This is a genomic window from Subsaxibacter sp. CAU 1640, assembly GCF_023156585.1.
Taxonomy (GTDB): Bacteria; Bacteroidota; Bacteroidia; order Flavobacteriales; family Flavobacteriaceae; genus JBPOFM01.
The window spans coordinates 683749-702497 of sequence record NZ_JALNMI010000001.1; the positions used below are offsets into that span (position 1 = coordinate 683749).

General features: G+C 33.9%; 17 protein-coding genes. 14 read left to right on the forward strand and 3 right to left on the reverse strand.

Going from position 1 to position 18749, the window contains the following annotated elements; all coding sequences use genetic code 11:
* Positions 1-6 precede the first annotated feature (6 nt).
* From M0G43_RS02950 to M0G43_RS03015, 14 genes are all read left to right on the forward strand, one after another.
* Positions 7-1260: a sulfate adenylyltransferase subunit 1 gene (locus M0G43_RS02950; RefSeq protein ID WP_248023395.1), complete on the forward strand. Its 1254-nt coding sequence runs from the start codon at positions 7-9 to the stop codon at positions 1258-1260.
* Positions 1261-1384: 124 nt separating this feature from the next.
* On the forward strand, positions 1385-2755 hold the full coding sequence (locus M0G43_RS02955; protein WP_248023396.1) for a lipopolysaccharide biosynthesis protein: 1371 nt from the start codon (positions 1385-1387) through the stop codon (positions 2753-2755).
* Positions 2756-2771: 16 nt separating this feature from the next.
* Entirely contained in the window at positions 2772-3554 is a 783-nt protein-coding gene (locus tag M0G43_RS02960; protein WP_248023397.1) for an FkbM family methyltransferase, read from the forward strand.
* Positions 3554-4786 carry a glycosyltransferase family 4 protein gene (locus M0G43_RS02965; protein ID WP_248023399.1) on the forward strand — a complete coding sequence of 411 codons (1233 nt, stop codon included), beginning with the start codon at positions 3554-3556 and terminating at the stop codon, positions 4784-4786. Before M0G43_RS02960 ends, M0G43_RS02965 begins: the two co-directional genes overlap by 1 nt.
* A 59-nt stretch (positions 4787-4845) precedes the next feature.
* Positions 4846-6075 carry a hypothetical protein gene (locus tag M0G43_RS02970; RefSeq protein ID WP_248023400.1) on the forward strand — a complete coding sequence of 410 codons (1230 nt, stop codon included), beginning with the start codon at positions 4846-4848 and terminating at the stop codon, positions 6073-6075.
* Positions 6072-6845, forward strand: coding sequence for a glycosyltransferase family 2 protein (locus M0G43_RS02975; protein WP_248023402.1), 774 nt, complete (start codon positions 6072-6074; stop codon positions 6843-6845). Before M0G43_RS02970 ends, M0G43_RS02975 begins: the two co-directional genes overlap by 4 nt.
* A gap of 5 nt (positions 6846-6850) precedes the next feature.
* The gene (locus M0G43_RS02980) at positions 6851-7369 is read left to right on the forward strand and encodes a serine acetyltransferase (RefSeq protein ID WP_248023405.1); all 519 of its coding nucleotides are present in this window, start codon (positions 6851-6853) and stop codon (positions 7367-7369) included.
* Between the two features lie 12 nt (positions 7370-7381).
* Positions 7382-8545: a glycosyltransferase gene (locus M0G43_RS02985; RefSeq protein WP_248023407.1), complete on the forward strand. Its 1164-nt coding sequence runs from the start codon at positions 7382-7384 to the stop codon at positions 8543-8545.
* Between the two features lie 223 nt (positions 8546-8768).
* Positions 8769-9386 (forward strand): WecB/TagA/CpsF family glycosyltransferase, encoded by a 618-nt coding sequence (locus M0G43_RS02990; protein WP_248023408.1) that lies wholly within the window; start codon positions 8769-8771, stop codon positions 9384-9386.
* A gap of 89 nt (positions 9387-9475) precedes the next feature.
* Positions 9476-10573, forward strand: coding sequence for an O-antigen ligase family protein (locus M0G43_RS02995; RefSeq protein WP_248023409.1), 1098 nt, complete (start codon positions 9476-9478; stop codon positions 10571-10573).
* Complete coding sequence (locus M0G43_RS03000; protein ID WP_248023411.1) at positions 10560-11456, forward strand: WD40 repeat domain-containing protein; 897 nt, start codon at positions 10560-10562, stop codon at positions 11454-11456. Before M0G43_RS02995 ends, M0G43_RS03000 begins: the two co-directional genes overlap by 14 nt.
* 8 nt (positions 11457-11464) lie before the next feature.
* Positions 11465-12781 carry a UDP-glucose dehydrogenase family protein gene (locus tag M0G43_RS03005; protein ID WP_248023413.1) on the forward strand — a complete coding sequence of 439 codons (1317 nt, stop codon included), beginning with the start codon at positions 11465-11467 and terminating at the stop codon, positions 12779-12781.
* Positions 12774-13763, forward strand: a complete 990-nt coding sequence (locus M0G43_RS03010) for a UDP-glucuronic acid decarboxylase family protein (protein ID WP_248023414.1) — start codon at positions 12774-12776, stop codon at positions 13761-13763. Before M0G43_RS03005 ends, M0G43_RS03010 begins: the two co-directional genes overlap by 8 nt.
* A gap of 1 nt (position 13764) precedes the next feature.
* Positions 13765-15123 (forward strand): undecaprenyl-phosphate glucose phosphotransferase, encoded by a 1359-nt coding sequence (locus M0G43_RS03015; protein WP_248023415.1) that lies wholly within the window; start codon positions 13765-13767, stop codon positions 15121-15123.
* Here M0G43_RS03015 and M0G43_RS03020 read toward each other — a convergent pair.
* The 3 genes from M0G43_RS03020 to M0G43_RS03030 are packed head-to-tail and all read right to left on the reverse strand — an operon-like array spanning position 15120 to position 18696.
* Positions 15120-16286 carry a glycosyltransferase family 4 protein gene (locus tag M0G43_RS03020; RefSeq protein ID WP_248023417.1) on the reverse strand — a complete coding sequence of 389 codons (1167 nt, stop codon included), beginning with the start codon at positions 16284-16286 and terminating at the stop codon, positions 15120-15122. The two genes, M0G43_RS03015 and M0G43_RS03020, sit on opposite strands and share 4 nt — an antisense overlap.
* Positions 16283-17380 carry a non-hydrolyzing UDP-N-acetylglucosamine 2-epimerase gene (wecB, locus tag M0G43_RS03025; protein ID WP_248023418.1) on the reverse strand — a complete coding sequence of 366 codons (1098 nt, stop codon included), beginning with the start codon at positions 17378-17380 and terminating at the stop codon, positions 16283-16285. The genes M0G43_RS03020 and wecB overlap by 4 nt, the downstream gene beginning before the upstream one ends.
* On the reverse strand, positions 17377-18696 hold the full coding sequence (locus M0G43_RS03030) for a phenylacetate--CoA ligase family protein (RefSeq protein ID WP_248023420.1): 1320 nt from the start codon (positions 18694-18696) through the stop codon (positions 17377-17379). Before M0G43_RS03030 ends, wecB begins: the two co-directional genes overlap by 4 nt.
* Between the last annotated feature and the right edge of the window lie 53 nt (positions 18697-18749).

The window sequence follows — 18749 nt, forward strand, 5'->3', positions numbered from 1 at the left end:
AGAGAGATGATAGATAATAATCAATTATTACGTTTTACAACTGCTGGAAGTGTTGATGATGGTAAAAGTACATTGATAGGAAGACTTTTATACGATTCAAAATCTATATTTGAAGACCAACTTCAAGCTATTGAAAAAACCAGTAAAAAGAAAGGCCATGAAGGCGTAGATTTAGCTTTATTCACCGATGGTTTAAGAGATGAACGAGAGCAAGGTATTACCATTGACGTCGCTTATCGATATTTCACAACTCCAAAGAGAAAATTCATTATTGCAGACACACCGGGACATGTTGAATACACTAGAAACATGGTTACTGGAGCCTCTACCGCAAATGCAGCCATAATTTTAGTGGATGCTCGCCACGGCGTAATTGAGCAAACACGTCGACATGCTTTCATTGCATCGTTGTTGCAGATTCCGCATATTTTGGTTTGCATCAACAAAATGGATTTGGTTGATTATTCCGAAGATGCCTATAATAGAGTGATCGATCAGTTTGAAGAATTCTCTTCGAAATTATTGGTAAAAGATGTACGCTTTATCCCTATCAGTGCTCTAGAAGGTGATAATGTTGTAAATCGCTCTACGAATATGGACTGGTACCAAGGAGCCCCTTTGTTACATACTTTAGAGACAGTTCACATCAGTAGTGATGTCAATAAAATTGATGCCCGTTTTCCTGTTCAGACAGTTTTAAGGCCGCAGAGCGAATCTCATAGAGATTACAGAGGTTATGCAGGACGAATGGCGAGTGGTGTTTTAAGGGTAGGAGATGACGTAACTGTACTTCCGTCTGGATTTACATCAAAAATCAAGAGTATTGACACTTTCGATAAGCAGCTGGAAGAAGCGTTTGCGCCAATGTCAGTATCCATATGTTTGGAAGACGACGTGGATGTGAGCCGAGGAAACATGATTGTTCGCTCAAACAACAAACCAGAAACATCGCAAGATATTGAAGTGATGTTGTGCTGGTTGAACAAAACCTCTTCAAAACCAAGGGAAAAATACTCCATTTATCATACTTCAAATAGTGAAACAGCAATGATTAAAGAGTTGGTTTACAAAATTGACATGAAGACTTTGGACCGAAACACCAACGATGAGGTGTTGAATATGAACGACATCGCAAAAGTGAGAATTAGAACTACTAAACCGCTGATGATCGATTCTTATAGAGAAAACAGAACTACAGGCAGCATCATTCTAGTCAATGATTCAACTAATGAAACTGTGGCGGCCGGGATGATTGTATAGTCTAAAAAAGGATATGAAATATTTTTCAATATAACGAATTCCGATAACGACCACCATAATATTTAATCAAATGTAGTATTTTGAGGCATCCATCAAGCTTGTATTAAACTCCCAATCATTGTCTATGAACCTAAAAGATATAATTTTTAAGATATATGCTTTGTTTGGTGTAAAGAGTTTCAGAACAAAGAATATCGTGAAGCACATCACGATTTCTTTTTTTTATAAAGCGGGTGCAGTTTTATGCAACTTTTTACTTGTTCCATTAACCATTGACTATTTAGACACCGACAACTATGGGGTATGGCTTACATTGAGTTCATTTATCGCTTGGTTCTCATTTTTTGATATTGGACTTGGAAACGGTTTAAGGAATAAACTGACAGAAGCCCAGGCAAACTCTAATATCGATTTAGCAAAAACATATGTAAGTACAGCTTACTATACCGTCTTGATGGTGAGCACAGCTTTGGTGCTATTGTTTATAATATTAAATCAATTTTTGGATTGGACTGTCGTTTTTAACACTAAGTCAGAATTGAGATCAGATCTCAATTTACTGATGCCTATTATTGTAGCTTTCTTTAGCCTTCAATTAGTAGTAAGTTTGATTACCAGTGTTTACCTTGCTCATCAAAATCATTCAATTCAGGTAAAAATTCATTTTCTCACACAGTTATCATCTCTGATACTTATTTGGGCAATGACAAAGACATCGGAAGGCTCACTGCTGTTGTTTGGAATAATATTTTCTGGACTTCCAGTATTGATTTTGTTAATGTTGAACATTTTTTCTTTTACAAAAGAGTATAAAGATTTAAAGCCTTCAATAGCCCATTGGAGTAAGGAACATTTAAAAGACATTATGGGAATTGGACTTAACTTTTTCATAATACAAATTGCAGGAGTAATACTGTTCTCAACAGACAACTTCATTATTAGTAAGCTGTTTTCTCCTCAAGAAGTTGTTCCGTACAACATTTCATTCAAGTATTTTTCTATAGTTACGATGATTTATTCTTTAGTGGTTGCACCATATTGGTCATCCTTTACCGAAGCATATGTAGGCAAAGAATATGAGTGGATTAGGAAGTCTATCAGAAATGTAATGAAAATCTGGTTGGCTGTTCCAATTGCGATTTTTATTATGGTTTTAGTTTCCGGAAAATTTTATGAGCTTTGGATAGGTGATAAAGTTAGTATTCCAATGACTCTTACTATTTCAATGGCATTTTTTGTTATGATATTTACATTCAATGTTATATTTGTTTATTTTATCAATGGAACGGGGAAGATTAAAGTACAACTATTTTTAAGCATCGGTATGGCCATTTTAAACATTCCTCTTTCTGTAATTTTTTCGGAAAATCTAAATTTTGGTGTTAAAGGAGTTATTTTGGCAACTATAGTTTGCTACATCCCCGGAATCGTCATTATGCCATTACAATATTATAAAATCATAAATAGAAGGGCAGTAGGTATATGGAACTGTTAGGATTATTTTTTTAAGTATGAACAATATTAGAAAAGCGGTTGAAACTTTGTTAAGCAAGGAACGCAGGGAGTTATTTAAAATCAGTAAAAACCCTAGATATAAGACTTTTAAAACAAATATTTTGGGTTTTGATTTTTATGCTGTTGACCCACCATCTTTTATTGCTCAATACAAAGATTTAATAATGAGGAATAGTTATCTATTCAAAACTAACTCCCCTTCACCTTTTATTATTGATTGCGGGATAAATATTGGGTTAAGCATAATAAACTTTAAACGTAATTTTCCAAATGCAGAAATAATTGGTTTTGAACCTGACCCCGATATTTATCGTATTGCTAAAAATAATATTCTAACAGCAGGATATGAAAATGTTGAGCTTATTCAAAAAGCTGTTTGGACAGAAGAAACAACTTTGCTTTTTTTTCAGGAGGGTTCAGCCGGAGGGCGAATCATAACCGAGACAGGAAAAAAAACGGTCGAAGTTCAAACATGTGATTTGAAGAAATTAATAAATCGTGAAGTCGACTTTCTTAAAATAGATATTGAAGGAGCCGAATATGAAGTGTTAGAAAGCATTAGTACCAATCTGAAATGGGTAAGAAATATATTTGTTGAATATCATTCCAAAATTGGAGAAGAACAACATTTAGAACAGATTTTAGCAATATTAAAAGACTCTGGATTTAGATGTTATTTGGAGTCGGGTTATATCCCTTCACAGCACCCATTTCTGAAAAGGGAAGAAATAGACGGATTTGACAACTTAATAAACATCTATGCTTTTAGAAGTGCGTAATGAGAATTGTAATTGTAAACTTCAGTGATTCAGAGGGCGGTGCGGCAAGAGCCGCATATAGACTTCATGAATCGTTATTGTCTCAAGGGTTGGATTCTATTATGCTAGTGGCTTCAAAAAGAAAACATGACCCATCAGTCATGGGGCCAAGTTCAATTTTTCAGAAGGCGATTTACAAATTTAAGTCACATTTGAATAAATTTCCATTAAGAAAATATGTCGTTAAGGTTCCATTTTCACCCTCCTTCTCTCCAAGCCTAGGAGTTGTGGAAAAGATAAACAAGCTTAAGCCAGACATTGTCCACATCCACTGGATACATGCGGGGATGCTCAAATTTGAAGACATTTCAAGAATAAAAGCCCCTTTGGTGTGGACATTGCACGACATGTGGTTATTTACAGGAGGATGTCATTATGCAGGCGAATGTAAATTTTATTTGACTCATTGTGGAAAATGTCCAGCCTTAACATCATCCAAAAAAAATGATTTAAGTAATTCAATTTTTTCAAGAAAAAAAGAGATACTTAAGGAAACAAACAATATAACGATTGTAGGTTTGAGTGAATGGATTAAAAATTGTGCCACATCTAGTTTTCTTTTAAAAGACAAATCAATAGTTAGAATTCCAAATCCTATAGACACAAACAAATTCAAACCGTCTCCGATGCTAGAAGCAAGAGAGTTTTGGCGGTTCCCTGTAAACAGAAAATTAGTTTTGTTTGGAGCAATGTCATCAACAACGGATGTCCGCAAAGGATATTTGGAATTAAAACAAGCGCTCGAAAAGTTAAAGAATCCAAATGTAGAATTGGTCGTATTTGGTAACAACACTAATTTGAACCAAGACGTTTTCGGATTTAAAACACATTCCGTCGGCACTATTGAGGATGACTCGAAACTGATGTTTTTATATAATGCTGCAGATTTAATGGTGGTGCCCAGTCTAGAAGAAAATTTGTCGAATGCAATCGCTGAAAGCCTAGCTTGTGGAACACCTGTAGTATGTTTTGACATAGGAGGAAATGGAGATTTGGTTGAGCACATGCACAATGGCTATTTAGCCCAAAGAAATGATGTGGAAGACCTTAAAAATGGTATTGATTGGGTTTTAGCACATAAAGATGCCGAAAAATTGTCAAGAAAATCAAGAGACACGATTTTGCAAAAGATGGAACCTAAATTAATTGCAAAAAAGTACGAAGAATTATATCATAAAATTTCTCACAATTAGGAAGTTTATTTTGAGCATTGGACATTAAAAATGTAATTTAGAAAAATTAACTACTATAAATGTATTTAAGTGAACGTAGGCTGTTTAAATGGGCTTTATACTCTAACGTCATTTTTATTTTTTTATACTTCTTATTTAAACCAGATGGAATAGGTTTTGAGAAGCTAATTATTTCTTCCTTTCTGTTTTTATCAGAGATTGGCATTGCTTATTTGTGCATTAGGAATCTGTCATTACTTTCTGGAATCTCAAAAAACATTAGGTTCTTATTTGTCTTAATCGTGTTATGGGGAGCCTTTGTGGTTGCACGAAGTTTCACTTTTTCAATTCAAGACTGGGTGACCAATTTTGGGAATGTATATATGGCAATGGCGTGGATGATGCCGACAATGATGATACTTGGCTTGAAAATTGAAAATTGGAAAATAGTATTTAGAGCAATCGCATTCATGTTTGGTTTAATGATTCTGGCCTTTGCTTTATTGCCTGTTTTTGAGCTAAATGATGAATGGATTTGGTTATTAAGACCCATTAACTTTGTACTATTAGTTGGGGTTTATAGATATTCACCGGTTAATAGGCTGAAAATATATGCAATAATTGCTGTCTATATTATCATTTCAATTTTAGGAGAAAGAAGAGCTGAATTTTTATATTTGGCACTGACTTTTGGAATTTTGTTTATTGATAAATTATCAGCCATTGGGTTAAGAAAAGCACTAATACAATATATCATTTTAGTCTTTGTGCTTGTTTTGATCGTTATATTTACATTAGGTTATGAAAGTGTATCAAATTTAGTATCCTCCCTCGTGGAATTTCAAGATTCTAGAACTTTTTTGTTTAAAGAACTTATGGAAGATTTAAGTTACAAGGAAAAGATAATAGGTAAAGGTTCACTAGGAACTTATTATAGTGAGTTTATGGAGCACACCAAATGGTATACAGAAGAAGTTTTAAAAGAAAATTGGTGGGGTGATTCATCAATTAGGATAACTATTGAAGTAGGATATCTTCAAATGATCTTAAAAGGAGGGTTTATTATGTTCATACTAAATGTTATAATATTTATTTATTCAAGTTATTTGGCAATCTTCAACTCTAATAATAAATTCACAAAAGGTCTCGGTTATTTTATTTTGATTTTAACTTTCATGTGTCTGGTTGAATTCAGGCAAAATTTTACACCAACATTTTTTTTCCTTTGGATGGCAATTGGTACTGTGGCTAAAAAGTCTTACAGAGAAATGGATGATGCGCAAATAGAAGAGCTAATTCGAATTAGATGAACCAGGGATTTTTAGTAAGCATAATTACAGTAGTTTTTAATGGAGAAAAGTACCTTCAGCAAACAATTGATAGTGTCTTCAATCAGACTTATAAAAATATTGAGTATATAATAATTGATGGTGGATCTACGGATAATACGGTATCCATTATTAAGGAGAATAAAGATAAAATTTCGAAGTGGATAAGTGAACCAGACAATGGTCTTTATGATGCAATGAATAAAGGAATTAAAATGTCCACAGGCGAGTTAATTGGCACAATAAATAGTGATGATTGGTATGAACCTGATGCCGTGCAGTTGAGTGTAAATGCATATTTGGAAAATCCCAAAACCAGTATAGTACATTCCGACAGATATGATGTACTACCAACCGGAGAGAAATCAGTTTTCAAATTTAATCCATCTGATTTCAAATTCAAATATTTTAGCATGACCTATTCGCATCCATCTATGTTTATTTCTAAAAAAATATACAGGGAACATCAATATAACACTAACATGAAGTCTTTTTCTGATTATCAACTAATATTGGAAGTGTTCTTAAGGCACCCGAAAAATTTTACCTACATACCAAAACCCTTGGTAAATTTCAGATTAGGGGGTGTGAGTGGAAGTTTATCTTTTTTTGAAGTTCTTAAAGAAGGATATCAAGCAAGAAAATTAGCAGGAATGAACACTATTGAGAATCTATTTTCGTTATGCTTGAAGCTTGCACTGCAGCCTGTAGTTTGGTTAAAAAGAATAGTCGTTAAAAATTTGAAAATCTAGTCCGGATGAGTTTATTTTCTAGAATAAGACAAGATATAAGAAACAATCCGAATTTTAAAGGAAGGATCATCGTTGTTTGTTTTACCACGGTCAGTTATTTTAGGAAAAAAGTAAAAAATAAATTTACTCTGGTTCTGTGTGCTCCATTAATCATTCTTTATAAAGTTATCACAGACCTAGTTCTGGGGTGTGAAATACCAGCCTCAACTAAAATAGGGAGTGGATTAATAATACATCACGGAAGAGCAATAGTGCTTAATAAAAATACTGTTTTGGGAAATAATGTCACCATTAAGCACAACACCACAATTGGAAATAAGGAAGATTTTGAAGGTGCTGATCTAGGCTCGCCTGTAATTGGTGACAATGTTATCATCGGCCCTCATAGTATTATTATAGGGCCAATTTGTATTGGTGATAATGCAATTATTGGAGCGGGCTCTGTAGTGGTCAAAAATGTAGAGCCAAGTACCATTGTTGCAGGTAATCCAGCAAAATTAATTAAAAAAACACATCGTAGTTAATGACGGCTTGATATGCTAAAAATTCTTATAATTCACTCTAGCTATAGAAATTTCGGAGGAGAAGATGCGGTAGTTCAGCAGGAAAGTGAATTATTAAAGCAAAAATATCACATCGAAACATTGATTTTTGAAAATCAAAAGGGAGTAGATGGATTATCACAGTTTATATGTTCTATTTGGAATCTTAAAGCATATAGGATTGTAGATAAAAAAATAAAATCATTTAAACCAGACTTCGTGCACCTGCACAATTGGCACTATGGGTCAGGTCCTTTGATTATTAGAGCGGTAAAAAAAAATAAAATACCATTAGTTTCAACTTTACACAATTATAGGTTACTTTGTCCATCAGCGACACTGTTATTCAAAAACAAATTATACTTAAAGAGTTTGTCGCAAGACTTTCCCTGGAAAGCCGTTAGAGACGGAGTTTACAGAGACTCTAAATTGCAAACTTTCGTTCTCGCAATGGTGATATGGTTTCATTCAAAAATAGCTACATGGAATAAGGTTGATCTATATATTTGTTTAACAACAACAGTGGCTTCAAAATTTGTAGGATCAAAATTGGGGATATCTAACAGAAAGTTTTTTATAAAGCCAAATTTTACAAACCCCTACAAGAATTCGAGACATCAAGATCGACAAGGTCATTTTATTTACATTGGAAGGTTAAGCGAAGAAAAAGGTATTCGAATATTACTTGAAACTTTTAAAGCTTTAGATGAGCAGCTTCACATCGCTGGAGATGGACCATTAAAAGGAGAGGTTGAGCTGGTATCAAAACAACACCCGAATATTCGTTATTTGGGAATTCTACCGAAAGATGATGTCAGAGATCAAATTGCTCAATCTACGGCACTTATTTTCCCTTCAATTTGGTTAGAAACATTTGGGTTAACAATAATTGAAGCATTTTCGGCAAAAACCATAGTGCTTGCAAGTAATCTAGGAGGGCCATCTACGATGATTGCTAATGGTGTCAATGGTTTTTTATTTGAGCCAAATAGCGTAAACGCTTTAAAAGGGGCAATTCAAAAATTTAACGACCTCACCGAAGGGAAAAAAGAGCAAATAAGGGTTGCATCTTTAAAAGAATATGAAGCCAAATATTCTCCATCAGCCCAATTTGATTATTTTGAAACTATTTCAAAAATGCTAAAATCAAATAATTAGAATAATAAATTACTTATTAGATTAAATAATGATTGTATTTTTGAAGGCGAAATTACGGTATTATGTGATTTTTGATTATTAAATTTAAGTAAGATCCCAAATAGCACATTTTTTGAAAACCATAGACCTTCAAGAATATAAAGTGTTCACAGGTAGTGTTAGCGACATTGTTTTTGATTCGAATAAAAGAGTTATAAATACAATCAATGCACATTCCTACATTGTGGCTGAACAAGATGCAGATTTTAAACGCGCTCTTCAGAGTAGTGATATACTTTTGCCTGATGGAGAAGGTATAGTTTTAATGGCAAAGAAAATAAACGGCGAAAAAATTAAAAAGATTGCAGGTGCAGACTTGCACAAAAAACTACTTCAAGTTGCAAATGACGAAAAATTGAAGTGCTTTTATCTGGGATCAGGACCAACTACCTTAAAACTTATCGAGAAAAAGCTAACAGATGTTTATGAGAACATTAAGTTTGGATTCTATTCACCTCCATTTAAAAAATCTTTTTCCTCTGAAGATAATGAGATTATGATAGAAACAGTAAACTCGTTCGCTCCGGATATTTTATTTGTTGGGATGACAGCGCCAAAGCAGGAGAAATGGGTTTATGAGAATCAACACAAGTTAAAGGTCAGCACTATATGTTCAATTGGGGCGGTTTTTGACTTTATTGCTGAAACAAAAAAAAGAGCGCCGCAATGGATTATCAATTTAAAAATGGAGTGGTTTTATAGAAGCCTGACTTCGTGGAGGTTAACAAAAAGGTATATATACTCTACGCCTCTCTTTTTATTTGAAATATACAGGATAAAATACTACAAAAACAAAAGATGAATCGGCTGGACCTTTGTTTTGAACTGATAAAATCCACATTTAAAAAAAAGGATATATCTTTTTTGGTTTTTTGTTTATGTCTATTCCTGTTGCCATTATCGGTTAATTTAAGTTCTTTTGCTCTCATCTTTTCAATAGCCTTAAAGCTTTTGCAAGTATTTATTCTAAAGCATAATCTTTTTCATACTAAAGCCGCAAAATATTCCAGCCTAATTGGCTTATGCTTTTTTATATATATTATCTTAAGCTGTTTAATCCAGAAGGGTTTCGCATACACCCTAGGTTCATTTGAGAAGCAATTTTTTCGCTGGGAACTATTGTTTCTGGTGCCTATTTTGCTGAAAGGAGCAAAAGAAAATCTACTCTTATTATATTTTTTCTTTTTAGGAATAGTTTGTGCAATAGTATACGTTATCATTATTGTATTAATTTATCAAATGAGTTTTAGTCAAGATAGCTTATTAAAGATTCTTGATATTCACCATACTTATTTGTCAATTTTCCTGATGTTTTTTGTCAATTATTTAATGACAGAATATCCCAAGCGTAAAAATCAGATGACAGTGACATTGTATGGTACATTAATCATACTGTCATTTTTTGTATTCTTTTTTTTGGAGAGCAAAGTGTCAATAATTATATTCTGTCTGCTCTTAATATATCATTTGGTATCTTCCTTTTCTAAAAAACTTTATTTAGGATATATAAGTTTATTCGCAGTGCTGATTCTTTGTATTTTAATCTTCAACAAAAGAATCAAGGTAAGTTATGAACACGCAATGGATTTTCGGTTAGCTATTTGGGAAGAGTCCTTTGAGTTAATAAAAGAAAATCCCATTTTCGGGTCTATGAAATATGCCGAAAAGGACTTACTCAACTACAAGCATTATTTAAAGGGTAAATACTACTTTATGGATAGTGATTTAAATAGCCACAACCAATATTTATCAATTTTTATTAAATACGGTGTTTTTGGTGCGTTCATTTTATCCATGTACGGGATTTTGTTTTTTAATTGCATAAGTAAGTTGACAACCAAAGCCGCCCTTAAAGAGTTTTTGGGTTTTGCTATTATTATCTCAATAGCACTTTATATAGAAAATTTATTTGATAGACATCACGGTATTGTTTTTTGCACAGTTTTTTTTAATTATTATTTGATAAAAGTAGAAAATGAAAAAATTTAGTGCCTATCTTGTAATTTTGTTTTCTTGTTCAATTTTTTCGCAAGAAGTTCATCTCCACGGTAATTTCACAATCAGAGATTTCTTCATAAACAAGGATACTACTTATTATATTGAGAAAAGGCACGTGCGAATAAGCCCTGAAAGTGGTAAGTATGGCTATTTTATGGGGGGGTACGGCCTCAAGATTTTTGATAACCCAAAAAAGAACGAGGTGATTACTGTTTCAAATGAACTGATAAACACAGTATGTTCTGTTAGGTTTTTTAACAAGTCATCAAATAAGGAGCAAGAAGTTTTCTACTATACTGAAGGAAGAGCTGTTGATGCCTTGCACATAGAGCAATTGGGACTAATAGTATTAAGCTTATCCGATAAAAAAATAATTGCTATAGACTATAAAAACAAACCCATATTTGATGTTGTTTTAGATGTCGAGCTTAAAAGAATTGCAAGACGTATCGCATACCGAGGTGACTTTTTGTATTATGCTGTTGACTCTGGAGAAATATACAAACATGATTTAAAGTCAAAGCATGGAAAAATATTGTTCAATACTAAAAGTACCGTTTCTGATTTTCATATTTTTGAAAAATTTTTGATTTACTCTACAACAGATGGAAATATCGTGAAACAAAGTTTAACAACAGAAAAGCAAGAGAGAATTAAACTTACAGATAATTTTGTTTTGAACGGTCTTTTTATTGAAAGCAAGTTAATACTCGGCACATTTGATGGTTCAATATTAGTGTTGAATTTAGAAACTTTAAAAATTGAAAAGGAGCTTAAGATTCATAAGCGAAGCGTACTTTCTCTTAAAAATGTAGATGGAGAGTTTTACTCCAGTGGTATAGATAAGACAATAAGAAAATGGAAATTTAATTAAATAATATAATGAAAATATCAGTAATAGGAACAGGTTATGTAGGGTTGGTTACAGGAACTTGTTTGGCAGAAACAGGAAACGATGTACTTTGCATAGACATTGACGAGAAGAAGGTGAAAAAAATGCAAGGTGGAGAAGTGCCAATTTATGAACCACATCTTGATGTTCTTTTTGAAAGAAATATTAAAGCCAACAGATTGCGATTTTCAACGTCTCTAGAAGAAGGTTTGGAACATGGCCAAATTATTTTCCTTGCATTGCCAACTCCCGAAGACGAGGATGGTTCTGCTGATTTATCCTATGTTTTAGGTGCAGCCAAAGATATAGGTAAATTGATGAAAGAATACAAAGTCATTGTCGATAAAAGTACCGTACCTGTAGGGACTGCAGAACGTGTGGCTGAAACTATTTCTAAAGAAACCAATGTTGAATTTGATGTCGTTTCAAACCCAGAATTTTTGAGAGAAGGCTTTGCTGTGGATGATTTCCTAAAACCAGAGCGTATCGTAATTGGGGCAAGTTCAGACAGGGCTTTGCAACTTATGGAGAAGCTATACAAGCCTTTTGTAAGATCTGGGAATCCAATTCTATTTATGGATGAAAAATCTGCCGAGTTGACCAAATATGCGGCAAACTCTTTCTTGGCTGCAAAGATTACTTTCATGAATGAAATTGCAAATTTTTGTGAGTTGGTAGGTGCTGATGTTGATAAAGTGAGAGTAGGAATGGGAACAGATTCAAGAATAGGTAAGCGATTTTTGTTCCCAGGAATCGGTTATGGTGGCTCCTGTTTCCCTAAAGATGTCAAAGCATTGCATAAGTCAGGCAAAGACAATGGTTATAATTTTGGAATTTTAGACTCTGTCATTAAAATAAATGATGTTCAAAAAACCATTTTGATGCCTCGAATAAAGTCTTACTTCAACAATAATTTAAACGGTAAAACATTTGCAATTTGGGGTTTGGCTTTCAAGCCTGAAACAGATGATATCAGAGAGGCACCAGCATTATATATGATAGATGAACTTTTATCTCAAGGCGCTTCCTTAAAAGTTTTCGATCCTGAAGCAATGCCAAATGTAGAGCGAAAGTATGGAAATAAACTTCATTTTGCTTCCAGTATGTATGAGGTGACTGATTCGGTAGATGCGTTGATCATATGTACTGAATGGAGTATATTTAGGACACCAAATTTTTCAAAATTAAAAGGTTTGATGAAGTCCAAAGTTATTTTTGACGGAAGAAACCTTTATGATATTGAAGATATGAAGAATGAAGATTTTTATTACAGTTCCATTGGAAGAAAAACGGTAAATAATGACTAAAAGAGTACTAATTACAGGGGCGGCCGGTTTTTTGGGCTCGCATTTGAGTGATCGTTTTATAAAAGAAGGTTTTGAAGTAATAGGAATGGACAATTTTATTACTGGTGACGAAAAAAACATCAGTCATTTGGCTTCCAATCCTAATTTTCAGTTTATAGAGCATGATGTCACTGAATTTGTCAAAATCGATGGCAATCTCGATTATATTTTGCACTTTGCCTCACCAGCAAGTCCTATAGATTATTTAAAGATCCCCATTCAAACCTTAAAAGTGGGGTCATTGGGAACACATAACTTGTTAGGTCTTGCAAAAGCAAAAAATGCTAGACTTCTCATAGCCTCAACATCTGAAGTTTATGGAGACCCATTGGTCCATCCCCAATCAGAAGACTATTACGGGAATGTCAATGCAATAGGTCCCAGAGGCGTTTATGATGAGGCAAAACGTTTTCAAGAGTCCATAACTATGGCATACCATCGTTTTCACGGTTTAGATACTAGAATTGTGCGTATTTTTAATACCTATGGACCGAGAATGAGGCTCAATGATGGACGCGTTATTCCTGCGTTTATGGGGCAAGCTTTGAGAGGTGAAGATATAACTGTTTTTGGTGATGGTTCGCAAACCCGTTCTTTTTGTTATGTTGATGACCAAGTGGATGGGATTTACAGATTGTTGATGAGTGATTATGCCTATCCTGTGAACATTGGTAACCCACATGAAATATCTATAAAAGATTTTGCAGAAGAAATCATAAAGTTAACAGGGACATCTCAAAAAATCATTTATAAACCCTTGCCTGTTGACGACCCTATGCAAAGACAACCAAACATTGATTTAGCAAAGAAGTTGCTTGGATGGGAACCAAAAGTAGATAGGGCTGAAGGAATGAAAATTACATTTGACTATTTTAAAAGTCTTTCCCAGGATGAACTTTTCAAAAGCGAACATAAAGATTTTGAAAAACATATAAAAAGATAAATTGAGTTTATTCAAACAGGGTCGATATTCAGGATATTTAAGGCCAATATCATACTTAATCGATTTAAGTATTGTAAATGGTCTAGCCGTTCTATACTTCTTTAAAAACATTGACCCTATTGTTTTTATTTTCCTAGTTTCGCTAGCGTGGATAATTTTATCAATTTTCTCGAAATTTTATGAGGTTTATAGGTTTACCAGAGAGGTGACTATTTTCGCATTGATATTCAGGCAAATGGCCTTGTTTATTCTGGTAATGTTCGCCTTTTCAGGATACAATTATAATTTCAATATTTATCCAAAAACTATTTTAAAGTATGTTCTTCTTTCTTTTATAGGGATTGCAATATTCAAATTTGCATTGTATTATTTACTTCAAAAGTATAGAACTTCGTTTGGAGGGAATTATAGAAAAACAGTGATTTTCGGTGCTAATAAAAAAACCTTTGCCCTACAGGATTTTTTCAATAAAAATCCCGAATATGGTTATATTCATAAAAAAACATTCAATTTTAGAGAGAAAAGAGAAATGAGCCTAGCCGAATGTTTCGAATATATTCTCAAAGAAAATGTTGATGAGATTTACTGTTCTATATCCGAATTAACCAACAATCAAATAAATGATATTGCTGACTTTGCTGATAATAATTTGAAAATTCTTAAGTTTTTGCCAGATAATAAAGAAATTTATTCAAGAAAGCTCAAATATGAGTATTATGACTACATTCCTATTCTCTCTTTGAGAAATATCCCTTTAGAGGATTCAATAAATACCGTGATTAAAAGATCATTTGACATTATTTTCTCAAGTATGATTATCATATTTATATTGTCTTGGCTAACACCAATAATTGCAATTTTGATCAAATTGGAATCTAAAGGACCGGTTTTTTTCAAACAATCCAGAAACGGTTTTAATTACAAGGAGTTCGATTGTTATAAATTTAGGTCAATGATGCCCAATAAAGACGCACACCTTTATCAAGCAACAAGAGGAGATCAACGTGTTACTAAAATAGGAAGGTTCATAAGAAAAACCAGTATAGACGAATTACCGCAATTTTTTAATGTACTTTTTGGAGATATGTCTGTCGTAGGCCCTAGGCCTCATATGGTTAGCCATACTAGTGTTTATGCTAAACGAATAGATAAATTCATGGTTCGTCATTTTGTAAAGCCAGGAATAACAGGGCTTGCTCAAATTAGCGGTTTTAGAGGTGAGATTGAATCTGATAAGGATATTATTGGGAGAGTAAAGTATGATATTTTTTACATCGAAAACTGGTCGCTTTTATTAGATTTGAAAATAATCATTCGAACTTTCATAAACGCTGTTAAAGGCGAAGACAAAGCCTATTAAAGTTCACTGACCAGTTGATCAAACTGATTTCCAAAATCGAAATGTGCTTCTGCCGTTTTTTGAATGACTTTTCTGTTCATTAAAGTAATATCAGATTTATTTATGCCATTTATAATCGCATTGAGATGATTGTAATCTCCAGAATTTGCAATCCATCCCAATTGATATTTTCTGATGACGTCCTCGCCTTCACCACCACCAAAATAAATCATCGGAAGACCCAATCTGGCATATTCAAATATTTTTGAAGGTACCGAGCCATAAATGCGATTAAGCAGCGGAATGATGGTCAAATCGTAGTTTAAAAGCACTTTATGCAGCTCTTCTCTAGACATCTCTCCATAATAACAAATGGGCAAATTTGGATTTGAGGCTATAAATTCCTCTATTTTCTGCTGCTCTGCTCCTTTACCATAAACATGAAATTCAATGTTACTGTAGTCCAAAGATTGACAAAGTTTCAAGATACCTTGGGCAATTCCCAATAATCCAGCATATACGATTTTGATTTTATTCGAATCATTCTTTTGAATACCATTAACTGTTGGAATCTCAAAATCAGGATAATTTCGATACAAAAACACTCTTTTTTCAGGGAATAAACCTTTAACGTGCTCTAAAATTTCATTGCTTTGGCCAAGCACCAAATCAGCATTTTTGTAATTATAGTGTTCAATTCTTTCGAGCATTCGATAGCTGAAATTTTTTTTGAAGGCTCCAAGTTCCAACCCTGCAATTGGCCATAAATCACTAACGTTCAGAACCAGTTTTCTGTTTTTTGAATTTAAGAAAAACATACAAGTAAAAGCTACCAATAAAGGAGGTGACTGAACAATAACCAATTTGGGAATCTTATTCCAAAGAAAAAACCAAATCAAACTAAAACTGTAAGACAGCATTGCAATAAGCCTCAACAGCTTGTTCTTTGAGTTACTGGCATAGATCCATAATCTTTGGATGTTAATACCGTTTTCTGTTGATTTAGATTTGAATTTTCCTTTATAACCATCGAAAATTTTCCCAGAAGGATAGTTGGGGAGCGGCGTGACAACAGTGAGGTTAAATTGCCTTTGTTTTAAACCGTTTGCCAAATGATATATACGATTGGAAGCTGCTCCAGTTTCCGGTGGAAAATAGCTGGTTATGATTAAGACATCTTTCAATTCAACTTGTAAATTTTAATCAAATGTTCAACAATGCGCTTTGCTGCATTACCATCCCAAAGTTCGGGAATTTGACCTTTCTTCCAATTGCCAGAAAGCAATTGGGCAAAAGCTTGCTCAATTTTATTCTTGTCATTACCAACCAAAACATTCGTGCCAATTTCACAAGTTTCAGGACGTTCTGTATTTTCTCTCAAAGTGATGCAAGGAACGTTCATCACAGACGTTTCTTCAGTAATTCCACCAGAATCAGTTAGCATCCCAAATGCATTCTTTACGAGATAATTAAACTCAAGATATCCTAAAGGCTCCACGTAGTGAAGGTTTTCAAAATTTAAATCCAAATCTTGCAGGAGTTTTTTTGTTCTGGGATGTACGGGAAAAATTATTGGATAGTCCTTAGCAAGTTCAACTATTTGCGATATCAAGGCTTTAAGCTGGTTCTCCTCATCGACATTACTTGGTCTGTGAAGCGTCATTACCATATAAGCTTTTGATTTTAAACCCAATTCTTTCCAAAGTTGAGGTTCTGTCAGACGTTCTTCGTTTTTCCGAAGGGTATCGATCATTACATTTCCAACAAAGAAGATTTGGTCATCGTCAAATCCAAGTTTTTTTAAGTTTGAATTGGCATATTTGGAAGTAGTGAAAAAATAATCGGTCAAACTATCGGTTACCATTCGATTGATTTCTTCTGGCATTCTTAAATCTCCAGAGCGAATACCAGCTTCTACGTGCGCAACTTTGACTCCTTCCTTTTTTGCCACGATGGTACAGGCCATCGTTGAGGTAACGTCGCCTACTACCATCACTAAATCAGTAGGGTTTTGCTTTAAATCTTTTTCAAAACCAAGCATTATGGCAGCTGTTTGCTCGGCTTGTGTGCCACTTTTCACCTCAAGATTCACATCTGGAAACGGGATATTCAGCTCTTCAAAAAAAGTATCGCTCAAGTTTTTATCATAGTGCTGACCTGTATGTACCAACCTAAAATTGATGTCAATTCCTTTAGACTGTTGTTCTTTTATAGCATCAATGATTGGTGCTATTTTCATAAAGTTGGGTCGTGCTCCAGCTACAATGGTTATAATCATGTGTTTTGGTTTAATAAAGATGAAAACTGTTTTAGCTTACCACTTTTCGAACGTTTCAATTGATCTTGTCGCTCAAAATCAATAGTCAATCCTTTTTCAAGATAGCGTTCCATTTCGTCAGTGATAATTTTTATTTTGGACTCATTAAGCGGCTCGCTGCTTACGTATTTAATTTTGAATGTGTCTGTTTTAGTTTGTTCAATAACAAATTCCTTCACGTTGCCATCATCTTCCACAATACTTTTAGTAATGTAGTAAAACGTCAAGCCAGCTGCTTTTTTTCCGCTTGGCAAAATAGCAAAATCGTTGGTTCTACCAATGAGATTTTTGAGAATTGGCTTCCGAACAGTACTTTTTTCCGATAGAACTCCAATATCTCCAATATCATATCGAATAAAGGGATGCGCTTTATTGTAAAGTGAGGTGATAACCACTCGGCCTTCTTCGCCATTTGGTAAAGGTTGATTATCATCATCCAAAATCTCTACAAAAAGTGTTTCACTATTGACAATCCAATCATCATTTGTATCCTGGAATGCAATCAAATCCAATTCCGATGCACCATATTCATTAATCACTGGCAAACCAAACTGCTTTTCCATCAACTGTTTATCGTTTTCAAATAACATTTCGGAAGTGACAACACAAGCTTTGAGACTGGGACAAATAGTGTTAAGAACGATACTTTTTCTGTCAAGAAATTTTGCAAACTGAACGATCGAACTCGTATAACCATTCAAATAGTCAAAATCGGTTTTTTTGAATTTTTCTAAATGACGTTCCAATGTGGCATCGCTCATATCAAAAACCGAAAACCGATAACGTTTGCTCAAGACATCCTTGAATCGTTCTTTATAATATCCTTTCAAATCTAATGGAATACCATAAAAACGAGCCTGTTTTGAGCTGTTGAAATCCAACCCAAACCAACCAAATCGATCCTGAATGACAGCCCAAGTCAATGCGTGGCAGAATTTATCTTTTGCAAAAATAAATGGGTCGCCAGATGAGCCAGAAGTCTTATTGATGTAAACATTTTTTTCAGAAAAACCATCTGACAAACGCTCAACAAGTGGTTGTTGCAAATTGCGTTTGGTCATTACAGGAATTTGACACCAATCGACCACATCATTGGATTTGACGAGTGATTTATAAAAAGCGTTGTGCTTTAAATGATAATCTACAATCGCTTTTTTTTGCTTCTCTACGTAATCTTCAAAATCCGATTCATTTTTCTTTTGAATTTGTCGCAAAGTGGACTTCGCCTCCTTGATAGGAAACCCATTGAATTTTAGTGACAAATCAAATAGCTCCAACTCTAAAACATAAAGATTTTGAAGATGTAAAGTAAAGAAATTTATTAAACTCT

Bases quoted from the DNA above. Each gene is read 5' to 3' on its own strand.
- M0G43_RS02950 (WP_248023395.1), top strand. From the start codon at position 7: ATGATAGATAATAATCAATTATTACGTTTTACAACTGCTGGAAGTGTT.
- M0G43_RS02955 (WP_248023396.1), top strand. From the start codon at position 1,385: ATGAACCTAAAAGATATAATTTTTAAGATATATGCTTTGTTTGGTGTA.
- M0G43_RS02960 (WP_248023397.1), top strand. From the start codon at position 2,772: ATGAACAATATTAGAAAAGCGGTTGAAACTTTGTTAAGCAAGGAACGC.
- M0G43_RS02965 (WP_248023399.1), top strand. From the start codon at position 3,554: ATGAGAATTGTAATTGTAAACTTCAGTGATTCAGAGGGCGGTGCGGCA.
- M0G43_RS02970 (WP_248023400.1), top strand. From the start codon at position 4,846: ATGTATTTAAGTGAACGTAGGCTGTTTAAATGGGCTTTATACTCTAAC.
- M0G43_RS02975 (WP_248023402.1), top strand. From the start codon at position 6,072: ATGAACCAGGGATTTTTAGTAAGCATAATTACAGTAGTTTTTAATGGA.
- M0G43_RS02980 (WP_248023405.1), top strand. From the start codon at position 6,851: ATGAGTTTATTTTCTAGAATAAGACAAGATATAAGAAACAATCCGAAT.
- M0G43_RS02985 (WP_248023407.1), top strand. From the start codon at position 7,382: ATGCTAAAAATTCTTATAATTCACTCTAGCTATAGAAATTTCGGAGGA.
- M0G43_RS03000 (WP_248023411.1), top strand. From the start codon at position 10,560: ATGAAAAAATTTAGTGCCTATCTTGTAATTTTGTTTTCTTGTTCAATT.
- M0G43_RS03005 (WP_248023413.1), top strand. From the start codon at position 11,465: ATGAAAATATCAGTAATAGGAACAGGTTATGTAGGGTTGGTTACAGGA.
- M0G43_RS03010 (WP_248023414.1), top strand. From the start codon at position 12,774: ATGACTAAAAGAGTACTAATTACAGGGGCGGCCGGTTTTTTGGGCTCG.
- wecB (WP_248023418.1), bottom strand. From the start codon at position 17,380: ATGATTATAACCATTGTAGCTGGAGCACGACCCAACTTTATGAAAATA.